15 protein-coding genes are annotated in these 20,549 nt (G+C 43.5%); 4 read left to right on the top strand and 11 right to left on the bottom strand.

Annotated features, from left to right (window positions below):
- Positions 1 to 55: 55 nt before the first annotated feature.
- The 4 genes from M1L62_RS02300 to M1L62_RS02285 all read right to left on the bottom strand — a co-directional run bounded on the left by M1L62_RS02300 (position 56) and on the right by M1L62_RS02285 (position 6,614).
- A complete protein-coding gene (locus tag M1L62_RS02300; RefSeq protein WP_254411385.1) occupies positions 56 to 1,645 on the bottom strand; it encodes an aldehyde dehydrogenase (NADP(+)) in 1,590 nt (529 codons plus the stop codon).
- A gap of 192 nt (positions 1,646 to 1,837) precedes the next feature.
- Complete coding sequence (locus M1L62_RS02295) at positions 1,838 to 2,800, bottom strand: AAA family ATPase (RefSeq protein WP_254411384.1); 963 nt, start codon at positions 2,798 to 2,800, stop codon at positions 1,838 to 1,840.
- Positions 2,801 to 2,853: 53 nt separating this feature from the next.
- Positions 2,854 to 4,224, bottom strand: coding sequence for a peptidylprolyl isomerase (locus tag M1L62_RS02290; RefSeq protein ID WP_254411383.1), 1,371 nt, complete (start codon positions 4,222 to 4,224; stop codon positions 2,854 to 2,856).
- A 98-nt stretch (positions 4,225 to 4,322) separates the two neighbouring features.
- Entirely contained in the window at positions 4,323 to 6,614 is a 2,292-nt protein-coding gene (locus tag M1L62_RS02285) for a peptidylprolyl isomerase (RefSeq protein ID WP_254411382.1), read from the bottom strand.
- Between the two features lie 365 nt (positions 6,615 to 6,979).
- On the opposite strand from M1L62_RS02285, the gene M1L62_RS02280 reads away from it, so the two are divergent.
- Positions 6,980 to 7,459 carry a hypothetical protein gene (locus tag M1L62_RS02280; protein WP_254411381.1) on the top strand — a complete coding sequence of 160 codons (480 nt, stop codon included), beginning with the start codon at positions 6,980 to 6,982 and terminating at the stop codon, positions 7,457 to 7,459.
- On the opposite strand, the gene aqpZ is transcribed toward M1L62_RS02280, so the two are convergent.
- The 6 genes from aqpZ to M1L62_RS02250 form a co-directional block, all read right to left on the bottom strand.
- Positions 7,456 to 8,136, bottom strand: a complete 681-nt coding sequence (aqpZ, locus tag M1L62_RS02275) for an aquaporin Z (protein ID WP_254411380.1) — start codon at positions 8,134 to 8,136, stop codon at positions 7,456 to 7,458. The two genes, M1L62_RS02280 and aqpZ, sit on opposite strands and share 4 nt — an antisense overlap.
- A 223-nt stretch (positions 8,137 to 8,359) precedes the next feature.
- The gene (gloA2, locus tag M1L62_RS02270; protein WP_254411379.1) at positions 8,360 to 8,749 is read right to left on the bottom strand and encodes an SMU1112c/YaeR family gloxylase I-like metalloprotein; all 390 of its coding nucleotides are present in this window, start codon (positions 8,747 to 8,749) and stop codon (positions 8,360 to 8,362) included.
- 118 nt (positions 8,750 to 8,867) lie between these two features.
- A complete protein-coding gene (locus M1L62_RS02265; protein ID WP_256527620.1) occupies positions 8,868 to 10,061 on the bottom strand; it encodes an acyltransferase family protein in 1,194 nt (397 codons plus the stop codon).
- Between the two features lie 209 nt (positions 10,062 to 10,270).
- On the bottom strand, positions 10,271 to 11,989 hold the full coding sequence (locus tag M1L62_RS02260) for a GMC family oxidoreductase (protein ID WP_254411378.1): 1,719 nt from the start codon (positions 11,987 to 11,989) through the stop codon (positions 10,271 to 10,273).
- A gap of 97 nt (positions 11,990 to 12,086) precedes the next feature.
- Positions 12,087 to 12,689, bottom strand: coding sequence for a gluconate 2-dehydrogenase subunit 3 family protein (locus M1L62_RS02255; protein ID WP_254411377.1), 603 nt, complete (start codon positions 12,687 to 12,689; stop codon positions 12,087 to 12,089).
- A 250-nt stretch (positions 12,690 to 12,939) separates the two neighbouring features.
- Complete coding sequence (locus M1L62_RS02250) at positions 12,940 to 13,968, bottom strand: acyl transferase (protein ID WP_254411376.1); 1,029 nt, start codon at positions 13,966 to 13,968, stop codon at positions 12,940 to 12,942.
- A 192-nt stretch (positions 13,969 to 14,160) separates the two neighbouring features.
- Between M1L62_RS02250 and M1L62_RS02245 the strand changes: the two genes are divergently transcribed.
- Positions 14,161 to 14,670 (top strand): hypothetical protein, encoded by a 510-nt coding sequence (locus tag M1L62_RS02245; protein WP_254411375.1) that lies wholly within the window; start codon positions 14,161 to 14,163, stop codon positions 14,668 to 14,670.
- A gap of 172 nt (positions 14,671 to 14,842) precedes the next feature.
- A complete protein-coding gene (locus tag M1L62_RS02240; protein WP_254411374.1) occupies positions 14,843 to 17,440 on the top strand; it encodes a BamA/TamA family outer membrane protein in 2,598 nt (865 codons plus the stop codon).
- Positions 17,441 to 17,595: 155 nt separating this feature from the next.
- On the opposite strand, the gene M1L62_RS02235 is transcribed toward M1L62_RS02240, so the two are convergent.
- Positions 17,596 to 18,891 carry a sensor histidine kinase gene (locus M1L62_RS02235; RefSeq protein ID WP_254411373.1) on the bottom strand — a complete coding sequence of 432 codons (1,296 nt, stop codon included), beginning with the start codon at positions 18,889 to 18,891 and terminating at the stop codon, positions 17,596 to 17,598.
- 276 nt (positions 18,892 to 19,167) lie between these two features.
- Between M1L62_RS02235 and hemA the strand changes: the two genes are divergently transcribed.
- Positions 19,168 to 20,427, top strand: coding sequence for a glutamyl-tRNA reductase (gene hemA / locus M1L62_RS02230; protein ID WP_254411372.1), 1,260 nt, complete (start codon positions 19,168 to 19,170; stop codon positions 20,425 to 20,427).
- Positions 20,428 to 20,549: the final 122 nt, after the last annotated feature.

Raw genomic sequence — 20,549 nt, 5'->3', positions numbered from 1 at the left:
AGCCGTAGGACGGGTGGCTTATGAAATATTTTGCTACTAATAAATGTGTCTGAGATCAGATTTCTCTTTTAGTGGTTTCATTGTTGACCAACCGGAAAATCTCTAACGGATTGGCATTTTTTAATTCGTCGGGCAATAAGGAATCATCCCAGTCCTGGAATGATTGCGGACGCACAAAACGAAGTATCGAATGACGGCCCACTGATGTAAATCTGGCGTCGGTTGCGGACGGGAATGGGCCGCCATGGTGCATGGAAGGGCAAACTTCAACGCCCGTAGGTACGCCGTTCATAATAAACCTCCCGCATATCCTTGAAAGACTTTGCAACAGCGAAGGGTATTTTGCTGCTTCGGCGGGTTCTGCCATCAGCGAAGCGGTCAACTGACCTTTCAGATGTGAAATGGCTGCCAACAGTTCGTTATGATCTTTGCAGACAACCAGCAGTGAAAACGGGCCGAATACTTCTTCATGAATTTTCGGATTATCGATAAAATCTTTTCCGCTAACCTTGGCTACCGAAGCCTGTGACTGGTTTTCCAGGTCGGCGCTTACAGGTGAAAAAGCAAGTTCTGTCACGCCCGGCTCTGCGACAAGCTCATCCCGTAGTTTATAGAAATTTTTTCTGATTCCCGCCGTGAGCATTGTAGCAGATCCGATGTGTATGATTTCGTTTTTATACGTTTCCTCAAACAAACCAAGTGATTCTGATTCGGTGACAAATACCAGTCCGGGGTTGGTACAAAATTGTCCGGCGCCCAAAGTCACAGAGCCTGCCAGGGTTTTGGCCAGTTGCTGTGACTTTTTTTCAAGATATTCGGGCAGGATCACAATAGGGTTGACGCTTCCCATTTCAGCGAAAACCGAAATAGGCTCTTCCCGTTCCTGCGCCATTTTATAAAGCGCCATACCCCCTTTGATAGAACCGGTAAAACCAACAGCCTTGCTCGCAGGATGTTTTACCAAGGCAGCGCCCACTTCGTAGCCATCGTCATAAAGCATCGAAAATACTCCGTCCGGCATGCCTGTTCGCAGCGCAGCCTTTACAATAGCCTGGGCAGTCAGGTCGCTTACGCCCGGATGCGCCGCATGTGCTTTCACAACGACCGGGTTACCGGCAGCAAGGGCGGGACCTGTGTCAACGCCTGCCACTGAATAGGCAAATGGAAAATTGCTTGATCCAAAAACAATAACCGGCCCGATGGGTACCAGCATTTTGCGCAGGTCGGATTTTGGAAGTGGTGCGCGGTCTGGGATGGCGGTGTCGATACTGGCTTCCACCCAGGAACCTTCACGGATCAGCTCGGCAAATTGCGTAAGCTGGTTAATCGTACGCGCACGTTCGCCCTGCAAACGGGCTAACGGCAAGCCGGTTTCAAGATGAGCCCGTTCAAGCAAGGCATCACCAATAGCCAGTATTTCTTCGGTGATCGCGATCAGAAAATCTGCACGTTTGGTTGCCGGAATCAGCGCGTAGGTATCAAAAGCCTTTTGGGCAAGTTCCATTGTTTTGGCGACCTCCTCCTGTGTAGCTGCGTGAAAGGTTTCCGGTAATTCTGTATTTTCAGCAGGAACGTAAGACCTGAACGTATGCTGGTTTTGTGACGAAAGTGAATATCCTATAAAGTTTTTACCGAGAATGCTCATGATTGGGACTTTGGTTTGATAATTGAAGATTTTGGAAATCGGATCTTTCAGCGATTTTCCTTACTAATATTATACCCGGATTTCAGCCGTTTCGGCTATCGGTCTTGCTGATCAAATACCTTTAAAAGCAAAAATTTGCGCCGATATCCTTTGAGATCAACGCAAATTCCTGAAAATAATATTCTGATAAAATTAGAGCAGACGTGCAATGATGTCGTCAACCGAGATACCTTCTGCTTCTGCTTTGAAATTTCTGATAATTCTGTGGCGCAAAACCGGTAGGGCAACTGCTTTCACATCTTCGATATCCGGAGAATATTTCCCGGATAATAACGCATTACACTTTGCCGCTAAAATCAGCGACTGTGAAGCCCGTGGCCCAGCACCCCATTCCAGGTAATCGCTGGTATCCTTATTGGCAAGTGTCGAAGACGGCCGCGTTTTGTGCACGAGTTTCACTGCGTATTCAATCACATGGTCGGTTACCGGTACGCGTCTGACCAGGTGCTGGAAATCCATAATTTCCTCTGCACTGATCACCTCTTTTACCTGATATTTGATATCGTTGGTTGTATTTTTTACGATACTGACTTCTTCCGCGTATGATGGATAATCAAGCTGGATCATAAACATAAACCGGTCCAGCTGCGCTTCGGGAAGCGGATAAGTACCTTCCTGCTCGATGGGGTTTTGCGTCGCCAATACGAAAAACGGGCGGGTCAGCGTATGTTTTTGTCCTGCAATGGTCACCGAATATTCCTGCATCGCTTCCAAAAGCGCCGACTGGGTCTTTGGAGGCGTACGGTTAATTTCATCGGCGAGAATGATATTGGCAAAAATAGGACCCTGGATAAATTTGAAATTACGGTTCTGATCCAACGTTTCAGAGCCCAGGATATCCGACGGCATTAAGTCGGGAGTAAACTGAATTCTGTTGAATTTTAAATCCAGAGACGACGCGATCGTCTGGATCAAAAGTGTTTTGGCCAAGCCCGGAACGCCGACAAGCAAACAGTGTCCCTGGCAAAAAATAGCTGTTAATAATCGTTTGATAACTTCATCCTGTCCTATAATCACTTGTCCTATTTCACTACGGATTTTTTCATAGGCCACTTTCATAGCCTCGGCTGCTTCAACGTCGGATTTATAATTCACAGTGAGTCGGTTTGGGAAATCTTAGTTTTCAAAACTTATTTTCAATACCTATGTCAGAGGTCGGTTCCGTTGGCAAGGCCGAGGATCCGACAATTTTTATATTCAGGTTCAACGCTGATAAATACATCACCCTGCGCTTTTTTGAACCAGTCTTCCAGAGCATGGTTCCGTTTATTGCTTAGCACAATTTGGGCAATTTTTTCGTAATCATCATGCAAATTGGCAGTATGCGGCTCAGATTTACTTTTGTACCAAAGGATACGCATGGCACTGTGCCCATCTTCTGTACGATAAGTAACGGGTACGCTCAGGTCGCCCACTTTCATGGTATCGATAGCGAAATAAAGCGCAGGATCCATCGAAGCGTCCAAAGTCAAACGGCCAAGTCCTGTACTTCTGTCCTGGATAATTCCGCCCGTTTCGGCAGTTTCTTTATCTTCTGAGTTATCAAGTGCTGCCTTGGCAAATTTCAGTGTATCTGTTTTGATAAGAACGCGCAAGCTGTCAAGGATGCGAACCGCACTGGTCATATCAGAACCTTTGTTATAGTCAGGTCTTAACAGAATGTGGCGTGCATGATATTCAGCACCACGTGTTTCGATCAGTTTGATCAAGTGGAATCCGAACTGAGACTCGATGATATTGGACATTTCACCAGGTTTCAAACCCAGTGCTGCGCCTTCAAATTCAGGAACCATGGCACCGCGTTTTGCAAAACCCAAGTCACCACCATTTTTGGCAGATCCTACGTCTTCCGAATAAATTGTGGCAAGCATTGCAAAATCTTCACCTTTTTCGGCACGTGCTTTAAGCTCCTGAAGCTGTTTGATTAACTTGTCCTTCTGCTCGCGAGTCACCGTTCCAAGACGAACGATATGTCCGATTTCAACTTCCGAAGGGATGTATGGTAAGCTGTCTTTTGGAATCGCGTTGAAAAATTTACGTACATCACTTGGCGTGATTTTAACGTTGCCGGAAATGGTTCCCTGCATTTTTTCAACGATTTTCTGCTCTTTAACCTGCGTCCGAAGCTCTGACTTCAAATTGTCAACGCTTTTTCCATAAGCTTCAACTAGGTTCTTTTCTGATCCGAAGCGCTGGATCATGTAATTCATTTTTCCGTCCAGTTCGTTGTCGACGCTTTTGTCTTCCACGGTCACGGAGTCAATTTCTGCCTTCGCCAAAAGCATTTTGTTAATGATCAGCGATTCCAGTATCTGGCACTTTTCAGGCGCTTTCTGACCGTTGGCTGCATAACTGTTATACATTTCTTCCAGCTCGGAACTCAATATATAATGGTTATCTACGCGGGCAATGATTTTGTCGAGCATCACACCCGACTGTCCTTGTCCGAAGCTGGTCAGACTAAAACAGAACGTGCAGACTGCAAATAATTGAAGTACAATTAATTTATTTATTTTCATATTAATTTATGTGTTCCTAAGTTGAAATAGTAGGGTTTATTTACCGGGCCGTCAGGTAAAAATACAAACCGACAGCAGTTCAAAATGCTAATTTACGTTTAACGCTTAATTTTTTCTAATTCTTGTTGATTCACTTTCACCGGAAATTTCTGATTTAGCTTTTCCAGCCACTGTTTTTCCAGCACTTTTTGGTATTCGTTGATCACACTTCCTCTTGCTTCCGTAAAAGTTTTTACTCTGGCTGGCTCGATTTTTTCGATCTGCATCCAGTACGCAAGTCCGTTTGCCATGATCACCTGCTCACCTGCCTCCCATTTAACCTGCGTTAAAAGGGCGTTACTCTTCTGGAAATAGCCTTCCTGGATAATAACGGCGTCCGGGGTTTCAGAATTATAGGCTTTCTCAACATCTTTTTTCGAATTACTGTAAAACTGGAAACTGATCCTTCTGTTACGCTCAGCTTCTGTTGACTGGCGGAATGAGCCATAGTCTTTTTCCAATATCCTGACAATCGAAATATTTTTGCTGTTCAGATATTTTACAACATTTCTGATACGGTCCGACGAGGTTGGCTCAGCTTCGGAATTGGAGCGGTAGCCGGATACTTCAACGACATAATCAGGATTTTTTTGCAAAATCACATACACATCATACAGTTTTTCAATCTGTTCCTTGGTAAGTTCGCTCGATCCTTCCTTGAAAATCAGCTCATTTGCTTTTCTTTCCAAAGGATACGGACTTTTTGTCAACGCCTTTTTGATTGCGAAAAGCGTAGCTGTATCCGGTGCGGTTACGATCGTGCCAAGTGCACGCTCAGGGTAACGGAAATGGTCGACATTTTTTTCGTAGTAATTACGCTGCCCCACAGAATCAGACAAAGAGCGTTGCAAAACATTCTCCTCCGTCAATTGTGCCATTAAAACGCCTTCACGGATTTCACTGATCTGACTTTTAAATTCAGGATAACTCTCCTCCAGGTGCTCTTTTTCGTATTCAAAAAGACGGTTTGTCAGAAAGTCGTTATAAAATCTTTTAAAAATAACTTCGGGTGAAGAGCCTTTTGGACGGGGTTTTTGCTGTGCTTTTACATAATTCAAAAAGGTAAGCGCGTCGTATGGCCGTTTTTCAATGGTAAACAAAGTGCTCGCAGCCCAGTCGGTAGAAACGGGTTTCATATAATCCCATTTTCCGGAAATCAGCGTACTGTCGATCAGTGGTCGCGTGGCAGCAAACTGATCAGCGAATTCCTGAACGGTATATTTTTCACGAAGTCTTTTCGCAGTAGCTTGTTCCAGGATTTTTCCACGGGAATCTGTCACAACTTTCTGGCGAAGTGATGGCGCCATAACACTGTACGGTTCCAGACCTTTTTTGTCAACCAGTTTGATGATATGCCAGCCATAACTGCTAAGCACTGGTGCTGCATAGGTATTTAATTTTGTCAGCGAAAAGGCAGCTTCCTCAACGTTCGGATCCATTTGTCCGGTCCCAAAAGGAGGAAGGAGGCCATGGTTTTTGCTCGACTGCTTATCGTCAGAATATGTTTCGGTGATTTTATCCCATGCCTGACCACTCTGAAGTTTCTTAAAAGCATCATCAATTTTTGCCTTTGCAGCTGCTTTTTGTGCTTCGGTTGCATTGGGTTCTACGCGGGCCATGATGTGCGCAACTCTTACCGTTCCGCGACTCGCACGGCGGTCATAAACCTTGATGATATGATAACCGGTCTTACTGCGTATAGGCTGGGATAATTTTCCAACGGGAATAGCGTATGCGGCTGTTTCGAAAGGATAAACCGTTTGGAAAGCGGTAAAATAACCAAGATCTCCCTTGTTTTTGGAAGCCGAAGGATCCTTGGAAAATCTTGCAGCCATGTCAGCAAAATCCGAGCCTTCTTCGAGTCTGCCCCGCATGGCAATAGCAGCATTGTAGGCATCTGTCGTGTCTTTGGGAGCGGCATCTTCCGGTACCGCAATCAGGATATGGGAAGCCTTAACCTCCTGTTTCAATCTTGCATAAGCTTCCGTTGAGAGTTTTTCAACCAGTGCCTTATCGACCAGAAAGTTTTTTGCCAGCTGGTCATAATAAGACGCTATTTCCTGTTTATAGTCGTTGGTAGTATCTCTTCCCTCATTTTTTGCTTCAAGTATCTTTATTTTGGCATCCTTGTAAATGGGCAGATACTCTTCCGGTGAAAGTTCTTTTGCTGAATCTGAGGCAAATTTGTTTTTGGAATAAGCGTCAAGAAAATCGTTGGACGAGAATTTTTCATTTCCGATCTGAATAAGAGCTGGTGCTTCAGAAACCGGTTTTGTTTTGGGAGCTGAGGTTTTGCAGGAACTAAATATGACTGCGGGTAGCAGCGAAAATATCAATGAATATTTAAACATAAATTACACAATTCGTAAATCAGAGATCGTAATCTCTTGCTGGGTTTTAATCTAACTTTAACAAGTCTTAATTATTGTATTACTGACAAAGTTAGTTTCTTTCAACAGAGTATAAAAATTATAGTGTCCGGGCATGTGTTTTGCAGTACGCGAATCCACAGTTTTACCAGCAAATTTCAGGGCGAATTGACCCCAGTTTCAGATACGCAGCTTTTAATGAAAGTGTTACAAAAATGGCGAATTTGTGAAAATAAAATCAATTAATATTACTTAAGGAATAATCGCCTGATTTCTTGTGGTTTGTAACCGTTTAGGCATAGTATTTGTACAAAATACCTGAACTCAACAAGATATCGGTTATGGTGATGGAAGATTCAAAATTAAGCGAATTCGTTCTGAAAATAAGCGCTTTATGGAACGATCAGAAGAGACGGGAAGTCCTTTATCTTGAGGCTTTGAAAAAGGACAGTATGGGGCCGCTCAGGAAGATGCTGACCCAGGGACATTTCAGTGCATTGCTTTTCCAGAAGGAAATTCACTGGATTTATGATTATTTTAAATGTTTCCTTACCGACAAAGATCTTGTCAATTCAGCAGAGAGTAATTCAGACACGATTGCTGATCTTCACGCATTGGAAGAAAAGGAACAGGTTGCGGGATATTTAAAAAGAACGGAAGGCAGAATTCTTCAGTCATACCGCTCGCTTTATAAATATCTGGAAAGGGATCCGGAAACCAGAAGGGTAGTGGACGAACACCTGGAAAGGATTTCCGAATTTTATGAAATCCTTTCCAGGCAGGAAATTGTCAAAAGGAACGAACTGAATCGCACGTTCGTAGCCTAATCATTGCCCGAAATAAATTTATATACAATTCCCGCCAAAATTGCGCCAACCACCGGTGCGACTATAAACAGCCAAAGTTGCTCAATAGCCCATCCGCCTACGAAAATGGCCTGGCTTATACTTCTTGCAGGATTGACAGACGTATTTGTAACAGGAATGCTGATCAGGTGAATTAACGTCAGAGCCAGACCAATGGCCAGTCCGGCAAATCCGCCGGCTGCTTTTTTATCCGTTGCTCCCAGAATTACGATCAAAAACATAAAAGTCATGACTACTTCGGTGATAAGTGCGGCTTCCATGCTATATTTTCCGGGCGAATGATCTCCGTAACCGTTGGCTGCAAAATCTCCGATGGTGCTGCCGTTCCCCGTTATAATTAATGACAAGACTCCGGCTGCGGTAAGTCCTCCTAAAATTTGTGATACAATGTACGGCAAAAGGTCCTTTGCGGGAAATCTGCCGCCAATCCACAGACCTACGGACACCGCCGGGTTAAGATGTGCTCCGGAAATATGGCCCAGTGAATAGGCAATGGTTAAAACAGTTAGACCAAATGCGAAGGAAACACCAAGTAATCCGATTCCGACCTGAGGGAAAGCAGCTGAAAGTGCGGCGCTTCCGCAACCGCCAAGAACCAACCAAAATGTTCCGATGAACTCTGCCGTATACTTTTTCATGCGTCTGTTTGTTTAGTGTGGTTAAATCAACGAGGTTGTTGATGATTTTCTGAACAATAGACGCCGGCTATTATATTAAGTCACTGCGTGAAGGCAAAATATTTCTATGTTCCGGTGAGAAAAGAATTTGAGCGTTGCGGTATTGCAGATTGATTGGTATCAAGAAAAAGCCCTGAAATGTAATTGGTCTACATTTCAGGGCTTTTTGCTTTTTTCTGCACTTTCAGATTTCGTATAACTCGATAGGGAGATCGTCTGGGTCAGAGAAGAAAGTGAATTTCTTACCCGTTAAATGATCTATTCTGATCGGTTCGGGATGTACGTCATTTTTAACAAGCTGCTCGATTGCTTCTTCAACATTCACAACCTTAAATGCAAGATGGCGCAGGCCTGTTGCTTCTGGTCTTGACGGCCTCTTCGGCGGCTCAGGAAATGAAAATAATTCTATGCAGTATTCGCCGTTCAGCGAAAGATCCAGCTTGAAAGATTTCCGTTCTTCTCTGTTTACCTCTCGGTCAATTTTGAACCCCAGAATTTCGGTATAAAAGCGTTTCGACTTTTCATAGTCGGAAGCGATGATAGCAATATGGTGTATTCCTTTTAATGATAACATATGGTGAAAATTGATTTTTCTTAAAGGTAACAAAGTTAACTTCGGACATTTAACTTCCGATACACCAAAAACATTTTACCGATTAGAAAGTCATTAATTTTTATCGTTGATCTTAAACCTAAATCTTGATGAAAATTTTCTTTTTGTACATCCAGTATAAAATCCACCATTCGATCAGCAGAATAATGCCCCCGCTGATCAGCGTACGATAAGCCTCTCCAAAAAGCATATCATAGTTTGGGCCAATATTAATTCTGAATGACTGGTCAATAAAACTGTCGATGGTATGGGCAAACAGGTAAGCGGCGATCGAATTGGTTCCGACGACGATTAACGGGAAAAACCAGGATTTGAAATCTTTGACGTCGGCTACGTAATAAAATGCAGCAAGAAGCAGAAAACACCAGCCGCCGCTAAACAAAGTCCATGCCGGTGTCCATATTCTTTTTACAATCGGGTTAATGCCGGTCAGGTTCAAGGTCACCGCGACCACAAAAAGAATGGCTGCTGTAAATATAAATTGTCTGATCAGGGCAGACGATGAGGTTGTGTTTTTAAGCCATTTTCCGGCAATCAACCCCAGGGTCATAGTACCCAGAGTCGGGATGAAACTTAATGTGCTATACCCACCCCCGTTAAAACGGAACGGATTTTCGCGTGGGAAAATGTTCATAAACCACCGGTCAAAACCCCAGGCGGCATTGGTGTTTTTATTCCAGTGTGCTGCAAAACCTTTGAGGTTATGCTCCCAGTCGGCCGTGGTGCCGGTTTCTGACCAGTCGAAATACGGACCGGGTAAAGGATAGGCGGCGAAAAATATTCCATATCCGAGTAAAATGGTTATTAAGGCAGCCCACTGCGTACGCTCGGAGCGGAAACCGAGGGCGAAGAGGAAAGGGTAACCAAGACCTATCTGTGTCAGCGTATCTTCAAAAGTAAAATTAGTCTGTGTGGCGTGCATGGAACGGAGAAATATTCCCAGCAGAATCAATATGAGAGAGCGGCGGATGGTATGATACCACATCATTTCGGTGGTCTGCTGTTTCCCTGCTCTGCTGGCCATGGAATAGGGCATGGCTACACCGACAAGAAATGAAAACGATGGCTGAATGAGATCATGTAATGAGCAGCCAACCCAGGAAACATGGCTTTGATGATAATCCAGAAACGCCCAGAATGAGCTGTCGGGTAATGCTTCGGAAACGTGGCCAAATTTCAGCACTTCGCCCATCATGAGCAGCATAACGAATCCTCGGTAGGCGTCAACGGACGAGACGCGTTGCGGAACAACTGGTAAAGGAAAATCTTTCAACGTAGAGTGGGTTATGGTTATCGGGATTTTTCCGGTTCCAAGGCCGGAATTACAATATACTACATGTTTTCTTTTTGTTAAGGCTATTTCCCGATAAAAGAGAAAGCCTCGCCGGATTTACCCGACAAGGCTTTCAGTATTTGATTTCGCCGTTTTTTAACATTTCCCGATCACCTGGGTGACTGGTTTATGTTATGATTTTGGCGTACTTATAAATTCATCTTTTTCAGCTCCTTCACCGCATGGTCAGCAGCGCGTGCCGTCATCGCCATGTAGGTTAGCGAAGGGTTAACACAAGACGCCGAAGTCATGAAGGCTCCGTCAGTCATGTATACGTTTTCAGCACCCCAAACCTGGTTATTTTTATTCAAAACAGAAGTTTTAGGATCGTTACCCATACGTGCCGTACCCATTTCGTGGATACCGATACCCGGGTGTTTCGACTCGTCGTTGTATTTTGATACGTTTTTCAGACCGGCAGCTTCCAACATCTCGGCAGCATCGTTCATCATATCCACACGCATCTTTTTCTCGTTTTCTCCGTAAGCTGCGTCAAATATAACGACTGGAAGTCCCCATTTATCTTTCGTTTTTGTTGAAAGTGTAAAACGGTTCTTTTCATCAGGAAGCATCTCTCCAAATCCTCCGAGGTTCATGCTCCATCCGCCTGGCTGCGAAATTTCCTTTTTGAAATCAGCCCCGAAACCATCCATTCCGGCTCCACGTCCCCAGCTGTCGCGGCTTGCACCACCCTGGTATCCGAACCCTCTCAGGTAATCGCGTTTGTCGTCACCCCAGTTGCGGTAACGCGGTACGTAAATACCGTTTGCACGACGTCCGAAGTAGTATTTATCTTCAAAACCTTCAAATTCTCCGCGTGCACCAACAGCAAGGTGGTGGTCCATGATGTTACGACCAACCTGGTCGCTGTCATTTCCAAAACCATTCGGGAATCTTTTTGATTTTGAGTTCAATAAGATAGAAGCCGACGCGATTGCGGATGCATTAAGGAAGATGATTTTTGCGAAATATTCCTTAGTCTCGTTTGTATTCTGGTTGATCGTACGAACACCCGTTGCTTTGCCCAGCTTATCGTCGTAGATCACTTCCGTAACGATTGTATCAGGAATCAGTGTCAGGTTTCCGGTTTTTGTTGCTGCCGGAAGTGTCGCTGCCTGCGTACTGAAATAAGCGCCGTACGGACATCCGCGCATACACATATTTCTGAACTGGCAGGCCGCACGGCCCAATTCTGTATGGAAAGCTTGTGGCTGAGTCAAATGCGCAGCACGTCCCATGATCACGTGACGACCGGCAAATTTCTTTTCAATTTCGCCTTTTACTGTTTTTTCAACACAGTTCATCTGCATAGGAGGTAGATAATTTCCGTCGGGTAACACATCCAGACCGTCTTTTGCACCACTAATACCTGCAAATCTCTCTACGTAATCATACCACGGAGCAATGTCCTTATAGCGAATTGGCCAGTCGATAGAAATTCCGTCTTTTGCGTTCGCCTCAAAATCCGCCGCGTTCAAACGGTAGCTCTGACGTCCCCATAACAAGGAACGTCCGCCCACGTGGTAAGCACGGATCCAGTCAAATTTCCGTGTTTCCTCGTATGGATTTTCTTTGTCGTTTTCAAAAAGATATCGGTGCTCCGGGTTTGCCGTGTATCCTGTGCGCATTCCTGCCCAGTATTCTTCCTTGGCAACTGTTGTCACGCGGCCGCGGTGTTCAAGTTCCCAGGGAGCCAGCGTGGCAGTTTTATAATCAGTGATGTGTTTGATATCGCGTCCGCGTTCAAGCATAACCACTTTTAATCCTTTTTCAGTTAATTCTTTGGCAGCCCAACCGCCACTGATACCAGAACCAACGACGATGGCATCGTACGTCACTTCTTTCTGACCTTTTATGTTTAAATTCATGGTGAATTTTTTCTTATATCTTAATAAAAACCATTACCAGCTGAGCTTAGGATACGTGTAATAACGTGCCCAGGCTCAAATATTTTTTCATGAAACCTTACATCGCCCAGGCTTTCTGACCGGGTTTCAGATCTATGCAGCCGTCGTAACGACCAGGAACCGGAACATAATCAAGTGCGAGTGTAGCGCCCGGCTCAGATGTGAAATAACCCAATAAGGTAAGTTCTTTAACCAGTTTGAAGAACGGAACACCCTGATCATCCGTGTACTCTTTTCCAGCCTCCGTGAATTTCTTTTTGGCTTCGGTGCTCTTTTCAGATTCTACCTTGGCAGAAGCTTCCAGCTCTTTCAGTATTTTGGTTTGGTCTGCTGGTGACGCCTTTAAAAAATCTCTCTTTTCAAGGTCCTTTAATCCTGCTGCAAAGCTGTTCTGATCTTTTGCTTCGTAGCAATCTTTCAGCATCATTTCTATAAATTCACCCACCTTGGCGTCTTTTGCACCGGGTGTGTCTGTTTTGGGAATAATGATCTCCGCTACTTCTGAAACCAGATTTTTTTGATCAGCCGAGAACGGAAAAGTAAGACTTGTCGATGTTTCGGTCGACGATTTACAGCCCTCCAGAAAAGCCAGCATGGTCGGGGCAGAAATTGTTCCACCCATTAATAGTGCCACACGGGCAAGTGCATCACGTCTTTTCATTTTATATACTTATTAGGTTAACAATCCAAAGTGTAATAATACATTAGATTAATGCAATTCAAAACAACCCGGCTAATTTATGAAATATTCTCAATTATTGGTCGGTTAGAACAATTCTATATAAGAGGTGCGCACTATATCTTATTGTTAATCAGACTTCTGTAAAATGGATGAAAAAGATATTAATAATTGAAGGAATAAATGAACTATGGAAGCGAATGAGTCCTGAAATTTCCGCCCTTAAAACGCTTTATAAAACCAATAAATTGCATCCGCGGATATCAGAATTATCAAAACGTCCCATGACATAAAATGTGCCGGGAACCGTTCCAAAACGACCCAGGTCCTGCGTTTCGATAAAAGAACAGCTATCCAGGTTTGCCAGATCGATAACATTAATCCCGCCTGTTTTGGAGCCCGTAAGATTATGGTCGAAAATGGCGAAGGGATCGTTCACATCGCGAAGCAGTACACGCATGGTTAATCCGGGCGTAAATAAGCCGTTTCCCAAAGAATAACTCTGTGAAAGCAGTTCGGTCATGCCATATTCTGAATGTATTTCTGACACCCCAAAGGCAGCTTTGAGGATATCATGCACTTCTTCCCGGAGCAGTTCCTGACGGCGCCCTTTCATGCCCCCCGTATCCATTACTTTAAGATTTGGTATATCTTTAAGAAAAGAAAGGTCAGTACCACTTTCTGCAAGATCAAGCAGCGCGAAGGTGACACCCATTAAAAGGATTCCTTTACCATCCGGATTTTCGGCGAGTTCACGCAGCCTTTTGAGCATGTCATCCGTATTGTGCAGGTAAAAATCAGAGTAAGGAGAGTCGGCCTTATCAATAAAATGTTGCATCATATACACCAGAGACGAGTTGTTTCGTTCAAGGTATGAAGGTAGCAGAACCAGCAGATGGAAATCGTTCAATCTCCCGTAATTTTGCTCAAAGATGCTTGTAGAGACCGATTCGTAGAGTGTGGCATCATAGAGAGCGTGACGGCTGGTAGCAGTACCCGTGGTTCCGCTACTTTCAAAAATGACGGTGGGTTCAGGAGGAAGCCCGGACTTGATGGTATGATTTTTAAAAAACTGGATCGGTAAAAAGGGAATCTCCGTAAGCTTTGTTATCTTATCCGGCTCTATGTTCAGATAAGATATGTACTGGTTGTAAACCGGGTTATATTTTGCCTGATATTGAAAAATGCGCAAGGCCAATGATTCAAAATCCGAAGGTTTGAGCGCAATAATTTGCCGGCGAAGTTCCTGACGTATTTCCAAAGGTGATATATTGCTTAGAAGTTTCAATCGTAGTACTTTCGTAAATAGAAGAACAAAGTTAAAAGTTAGATGTCAGAAGTTAGTGTTTGACATTGAAAAGTAAGAAGAGAATATCCTGAGGTTAATTTCTGAAATACGTAAATCTGAAAAAAAATCTATTAGCTGGCCGTTTACGGCTTAAACGATAATGATATGAAATTGAAAATCTCCCTATTCTTTATTTGTGCAATCGCACTGGCAAGTTGCGTCGATATTCCTGATTTTAATGATACACCGAAAATTTACTATAACAGTGTAGACCATTATCCGGGAAAAGATTCTTTGGGTAATAATATAGAAAATATAATTATTAGTCTTGATTTTGAAGATGGAGATGGTGATTTAGGGGCATCGGATGCGGAGAGAAGTGATACGGAGAAATATAAGGACTGGGGTAATTATGAGTTGGTTACCTGTACTTATGAAAATAAAGTATGGCATGAAACGATACTGGCTTTAGACAGCACCAAATTCTTCCCTGATCTTAAATCGGACGGGAAGTCAGGACCTATCAAAGGCAGACTGGATCTTAACACATTTGCTCCTTATTTCCCCGGTGCGACTCTTATTCCGTATAAATGGAAAATCAGAATCCGTGACCGGGCATTACGGGTAAGTAACCAGATAGAAACAGATAGTATTCGTCTGCCAAGACTTGAATAGACTACAAATGTATGCAGTTACAGAAGAGCTGATATCGTTGGGATATCGGCTCTTTTTTTGAAAAGCCTTACCTTTAAATGATTTTTATTCCCGATTGGACAGAACAGTAAGAATTTGTACGATCCAAGGATAAAGAGCCGTATATTTAGCTGCTTTACCGGACGTAACATCTATGCATCGAAATTTTACCAACATATTTTTAAAATTACCAAAGCACCTGCTGGGTATTTTGTTGTTGCCAGCGAGTACCTGTTTTGCTCAAAATCTTCCGGCATCTGACAGTTTAGTCATTGCCATAGCCCCGGAGTATAATGATGTAGGTAAAGTACATCGTTTTTTTCTGGGAGAAAATTATCGAAAGCTCTGGGCTACGCCGGTGCCTATGCGGGTTCTCGATTTGAAAACGGAAAAAGGAGGTTTGGAGATTGTGAAGCTCGGTGGAGGAATGCAAACACGCTCGCTGCGATTAAAGGATCCTTCCGGACGCGAGTGGGTTTTAAGGACCATTCAGAAATATCCGGAGCGTGGACTGCCGGAAAATTTAAGACCGACCATCGCGAAAGATATTGTGCAGGACCAGGTTTCTACCGGACATCCTTTTGGTGCACTGGTGACTCCTCCACTTGCCGAGGCCTTGGGATTGCTGCATTCGAATCCGGAAATTGTCTATGTGGCGGATGACCCGGGATTGGGGGAATATCAAAAAGTTTTTGCCAATGCTGCTTATCTTTTTGAGGAAAGAAATCCTTTTGAAACCGAAAAAACAGATGCGACCGATAAAGCACAGCGTAAGGTAGAGCGGGACAATGACACCCGGTTTAATGAAAAACTGACACTACGGGCCCGTCTGCTGGACATGGTGATCGGCGACTGGGACAGGCACGAGGATAACTGGCGCTGGTTTCCTGAAAAATCGAAAGGTGAAACTTCGTACACGCCTGTGCCAAGAGACCGGGACAAGGTTTTTTACAAAACTTCGGGTTTGTTACCCTGGTTTCTTTCACATCAGTGGCTAAAATCTAATCTTCAGCCGTATAGCGAAAATATCAGAGATATTAAGGGATGGAATTTTAATGCACGTTATCTGGATCGGTACTTTCTCAGCCAATTAAGTGAAGCAGACTGGAAAGAGGAGATAGCCTTTGTACAGGAAAAACTCACGCCTGCTCTGGTTGAAAGCGCGATGAAAGCCTTGCCGGACAGTATTTATTCCGATCCGACTACACCGTTGCTGCAAAAATCGCTGCTGGGCCGAATAACCAATCTTCCTGTTTACGCGCTCGAATATTTTCGATTTTTGGCAGAAACGGTGGAGATTTCGTTGTCGGACAAGCGTGAATATTTTGACATCCGTCATACGGAAAAAGGAGATATTGATCTGACTGTCTATAATATTAAAAAGGACGGTAGTAATGGCAGAAAAGTGTATCACAGAGTATTTGATCATGATGTTACCAAAGAAATCAGGTTGTATGGTTTTGCCGGTGAAGATGTATTCTCGGTAAATGGGGCTACTAAATCGCCTATCAAAATACGGATGGTTGGAGGTGATGATGTTGATAAATTTGTGGTGGATGAAGCGCTTAAAAATAAGAGCCGGATTTATGTGTATGATCGTTCCGATCAGGAAAATGTGCTGCCACCTTCCTCAAAGGCAAGGCTCAGGTTATCAACCGATACGACGGTAAATCAGTATAATAAGAGAAGCTTTCTGTTTAACAGGCTTGGCCCCCTTTTTCGTGCCAACTACAATATCGATCAGGGAATTCAGTTGGCTGCCGGGATGATTTTTGAAAAGCAGGGTTTTAGAAAAGAGCCCTACGCTTTTAAAAATGAGTTCTGGGCTAATTATTCGACTGGTCGTCAGTCTTTTATTCTTGATTACGTAGGAGACTTCAAAAAGGTTATCGGTCATAACGACCTGGAAATTGACGCGCATTTACTGGGGCCAAGAAATTTGACCAACTTTTTTGGGATTGGCAACGAAACCCGGTTTATCAATGAAGGTGATAAGAAAATGTCGTATTACCGAAATCGTTACGATTACCTGACCGTCGATTTGAAACTGAAAAGAAAGATACAGAAAGATCTGATATTATTTGGTGGGATTTCCACGGAATATTATACGAGCAAAACAGAGTCCAATACGTATCGTTTCTTCAACGATTTCAATGCAGAACATCCCGAATATGCCGTTTTTCAGGACCGATTTTATGCAGGTCTTATTGCCGGGTGGATTTATGATACGAGGGATAATATCACGATGCCCAACAAAGGAATTTTCTGGAACACTACGTTTTCAGCAAAGAAAAAAGTCGATGGCAATTACGAATCGTATGGCAGATTTACGTCGGAAGTTCGGCATTATATCGGAACAAAAGATTCCCGTTTTGTGATGGCAAACAGACTTGGCGGAGGAACTACGGTCGGCGATCCGACATTTTTTCAACGCATGCAATTGGGCGGTGTGCGTAGTCTGAGAGGTTTCCACACCAACCGATTTACCGGGAAAACGATGGTTTACCATAATCTTGACCTAAGACTGGATATCCTTCATTTTCGTTCATACATCGTACCGGGCACACTTGGCCTGGTCGGGTTCAACGACATTGGCCGTGTTTGGGAACCGGGGCAATCGTCCAAAAAATGGCACGACGGTTACGGTGGCGGAATTTATATCATACCAGCAGAACTGATCCTGATACAGGCCGCAGTAGGTTTTTCCCGCGACGGCGCTCTACCATATATATCGATGGGCTTCAATTTTTAAAGCTGAGTTTTTTTCTAACACCACCTAAGACACCTGAGAGAAGCTAAGATTTTTTGGGGAATGTATAAGATCGAATGGAAAACAAAACTGACGACAAAATCTAACTAACTTAAACTAAGGTTATCTCATATGTCTTAGGTGGTAAAGTAACAAGGTTAAGCCTCATGCTGGATGATTTCTTCCATGACTCTGGCTGGCAGCATGATCCGGAATGTGGTTCCTTTACCGACTTCGGAGCTTTTTACGAATAACTTGCCGCCATGATAATTCTCGATGATACGTTTGGCAAGCGTTAGTCCAAGACCCCAGCCGCGTTTTTTTGTACTGAAACCAGGGTTGAAAATTTTGTTAGCATTGGCTTTGGTCATACCCTTGCCAGTATCGGTTATGTCAATAAGGATTTCTTTGCTTTGCGGCGGTGCCTGCAAGGTTACGTGCAGTTCTCCGACGCCACTCATGGCATCAACAGCATTTTTACAGATATTTTCAACGACCCACTCAAAAAGATTTTTATTCAATAGCGCGGTTTGGCCTTCTGCCAGCTGGTCATGAATAAAGAAGTGAACTTTTGAAGAAACCCGTTTTTGAAGATATGTGATAAAGTGCGTCACAATTTCCGAAACCGGTTCAGGTTTTAAAGTCGGGATGGAGCCAATATTTGAGAAACGTGTGGTAATCATTTCAAGCCTGACGACGTCTTTTTCGATTTCATCGGCAATCGACGGATCAATGTTAGGATCACTACGGAAATATTCAACCCAGGCCATCAGCGAGGATAGGGGAGTACCCAACTGGTGCGCCGTTTCCTTAGCCAGCCCAACCCATACCCGATTCTGTTCAGCTTTTCTGGCGGCACTAAATGCAAGATATGCCAGATAACCGATCAATAGCATCACCGATAACTGCACAAACGGATAATAGCGAAGCTGGGTAAGCAGAAATGAATTACTATAATAAATGTAGCCAACTTTTCCATCGCCAACCTGAACAGGGACGGGCGGGTGCTCGCTTTTCATCTTTATGAGTTGAGCCTCAATGATGCGTTCCTTTTCACGCAGTGAGGCATTTTTTGGGAAGTTGATATTGCGATGAATCGGGAAATTATTTTCATCGACATAAATCACGGGAATCTGGTAAAAATTAACAGCGTCCTGGATAACACTCATGATGACATTGAAATTCTCATCGTCCGGGCTGTTTACAATATACCGAAGCCCTTCCCCATATAATTTTACCTCGCGTTCCTCTCTTTCTTCCAGTTTATCAACCAGATCATTGGTGTAAAACAACGAGCCAATGCTCAGTGCCAGCAGTACAATTCCGATCAGATATTTAAGCACCCCCTTCTTTTCATACGTGCCAATCAAAGAGTGACGAAGTTTATCACTGTTTAAAAGAGCCACCGGATGCAGACGGAAACGGGGTTTATTTTTAGGTGTTTCAGCGATCATTTAAGGTTCGGAAGCTTGATGAATTTGCCGGTTAATAATAGGCCTTACAAATAACGTAAAATAATCGTGCTTAGTGGATTTTATCCTGATTTTCATTTGTTGCTTTGTCATAGTAAAATATGACGCAAGTCATTTAATCACCATGAAGGAAGTCAGAAATTTACAGGAAAGTTGATCGTTTTATTTATATGTCTTCTAAATAAAGATGTGCGGTTGGCTTAACGTTCCTATTGTAAATTTTGTGCTGTATTTTTGTGAATCGAATTAGACCTAGTGATGTATAATCATTTCAAATCAATAAGTTTATCACATCGGAATGCACCCCTTTCCATACGAGAGCAACTAGCTCTTTCGGAGGAAAGTGCAAAGGGGATTATGCTTCGTTTGAAGGATTTCTTCGAAGTATCTGATGTTCTTGTCGTTTCCACCTGCAATCGTACTGAAATATATTATTCTTCGGCAGAAGATCTGAACGAAGATATTATTAAGCTCCTGCTTATCGAAAAAGGAGTTGCCGATATTGAGCCGTTTCTGGATTATTTTGAGCGTTTTTCTCAGGGAGAAACTGCTGTTCAGCATTTATTTGAAGTAGCAACCGGGCTTCATTCGCAGGTTGTGGGAGATATGCAAATCCCGAATCAGATCAAGCACGCTTATCAGTGGACTGCTGATCTGAACCTTGCGGGACCATTTTTACACCGTTTATTACATACCATATTTTTTGCCAACAAACGTGTAGCGCAGGAAACTTTTTTCCGTGATGGTGCAGCGTCGGTATCCTATGCAGCTGTTGAATTGCTGGACGGATTAATGCCGAATCCAAAAATTCTTGTGGTAGGGCTGGGCGAAATCGGAACGGATGTTTGCCGTAATCTGGCGCAAAAAACGGGTGCTGATGTTACTTTGGTAAACCGTACAAGAAGCAAAGCGGATGCATTAGCGCAGGAGCTTGGTTTTAAAGTAGCGGATTTTGAGAATATAGAAGACGAAATTTCCAACGCAGATATCATTGTGTCGTCCATAGCACGTGACGAGCCTTTCTTTACAAAAGAAATGATGGTACGCCTGCGCGGGATGTCATTTAAATATTTTATTGATCTTTCTGTGCCTCGCAGCGTTTCTCCGGAGGTGGAGGAAATTCCTGGTGTTATGCTTTATGCGATTGATTCTATTAAGTCAAGAGCGGATGAAGCGCTGACACGCCGCCTGGAATCGGTTCCGCAGGTAAGAGAGATTATTGGTGAAGCTGTACTTGAATTTAATGATTGGTCAAAAGAAATGATTGTTTCGCCGACCATTCAGAAATTGAAAGGTGCTTTGGAACAAATACGTAAAGAAGAATTAACAAGGTTTACTAAAAACCTGACGGATTCGGAGCTTGAAAAAGTGGAACGTATTACAACCAGCATGATGCAGAAAATCCTGAAATTGCCGGTTCTGCAATTGAAAGCGGCTTGTAAACGTGGAGAAGCAGAAACTCTGATTGATGTTTTGAACGATTTGTTTAATCTGGAAAAACAACCGGAAACGCATTAAAAAATTTTGGCGTAAATTATATAAGACCCCGAATCTCCTCACAGGTATTCGGGGTTATTTTTTATATATCCACAAAAAAAGATCGGGTCGCTTCTTGCGATCCGATCTATGCATTACCTTAC

This window comes from Dyadobacter diqingensis (genome assembly GCF_024220585.1).
Classification (GTDB): Bacteria; Bacteroidota; Bacteroidia; order Cytophagales; family Spirosomataceae; genus Dyadobacter; species Dyadobacter diqingensis.
Note: the sequence above shows the minus strand (reverse complement) of the source record. Positions and strands in the feature narration are given on the sequence as shown.

What these genes read in the sequence shown, in the direction of transcription:
- M1L62_RS02300 (WP_254411385.1), bottom strand. Translation starts at nt 1,645, where the DNA reads ATGAGCATTCTCGGTAAAAACTTTATAGGATATTCACTTTCGTCACAA.
- M1L62_RS02290 (WP_254411383.1), bottom strand. Translation starts at nt 4,224, where the DNA reads ATGAAAATAAATAAATTAATTGTACTTCAATTATTTGCAGTCTGCACG.
- M1L62_RS02285 (WP_254411382.1), bottom strand. Translation starts at nt 6,614, where the DNA reads ATGTTTAAATATTCATTGATATTTTCGCTGCTACCCGCAGTCATATTT.
- M1L62_RS02280 (WP_254411381.1), top strand. Translation starts at nt 6,980, where the DNA reads ATGGAAGATTCAAAATTAAGCGAATTCGTTCTGAAAATAAGCGCTTTA.
- aqpZ (WP_254411380.1), bottom strand. Translation starts at nt 8,136, where the DNA reads ATGAAAAAGTATACGGCAGAGTTCATCGGAACATTTTGGTTGGTTCTT.
- gloA2 (WP_254411379.1), bottom strand. Translation starts at nt 8,749, where the DNA reads ATGTTATCATTAAAAGGAATACACCATATTGCTATCATCGCTTCCGAC.
- M1L62_RS02260 (WP_254411378.1), bottom strand. Translation starts at nt 11,989, where the DNA reads ATGAATTTAAACATAAAAGGTCAGAAAGAAGTGACGTACGATGCCATC.
- M1L62_RS02255 (WP_254411377.1), bottom strand. Translation starts at nt 12,689, where the DNA reads ATGAAAAGACGTGATGCACTTGCCCGTGTGGCACTATTAATGGGTGGA.
- M1L62_RS02245 (WP_254411375.1), top strand. Translation starts at nt 14,161, where the DNA reads ATGAAATTGAAAATCTCCCTATTCTTTATTTGTGCAATCGCACTGGCA.
- M1L62_RS02240 (WP_254411374.1), top strand. Translation starts at nt 14,843, where the DNA reads ATGCATCGAAATTTTACCAACATATTTTTAAAATTACCAAAGCACCTG.
- M1L62_RS02235 (WP_254411373.1), bottom strand. Translation starts at nt 18,891, where the DNA reads ATGATCGCTGAAACACCTAAAAATAAACCCCGTTTCCGTCTGCATCCG.
- hemA (WP_254411372.1), top strand. Translation starts at nt 19,168, where the DNA reads ATGTATAATCATTTCAAATCAATAAGTTTATCACATCGGAATGCACCC.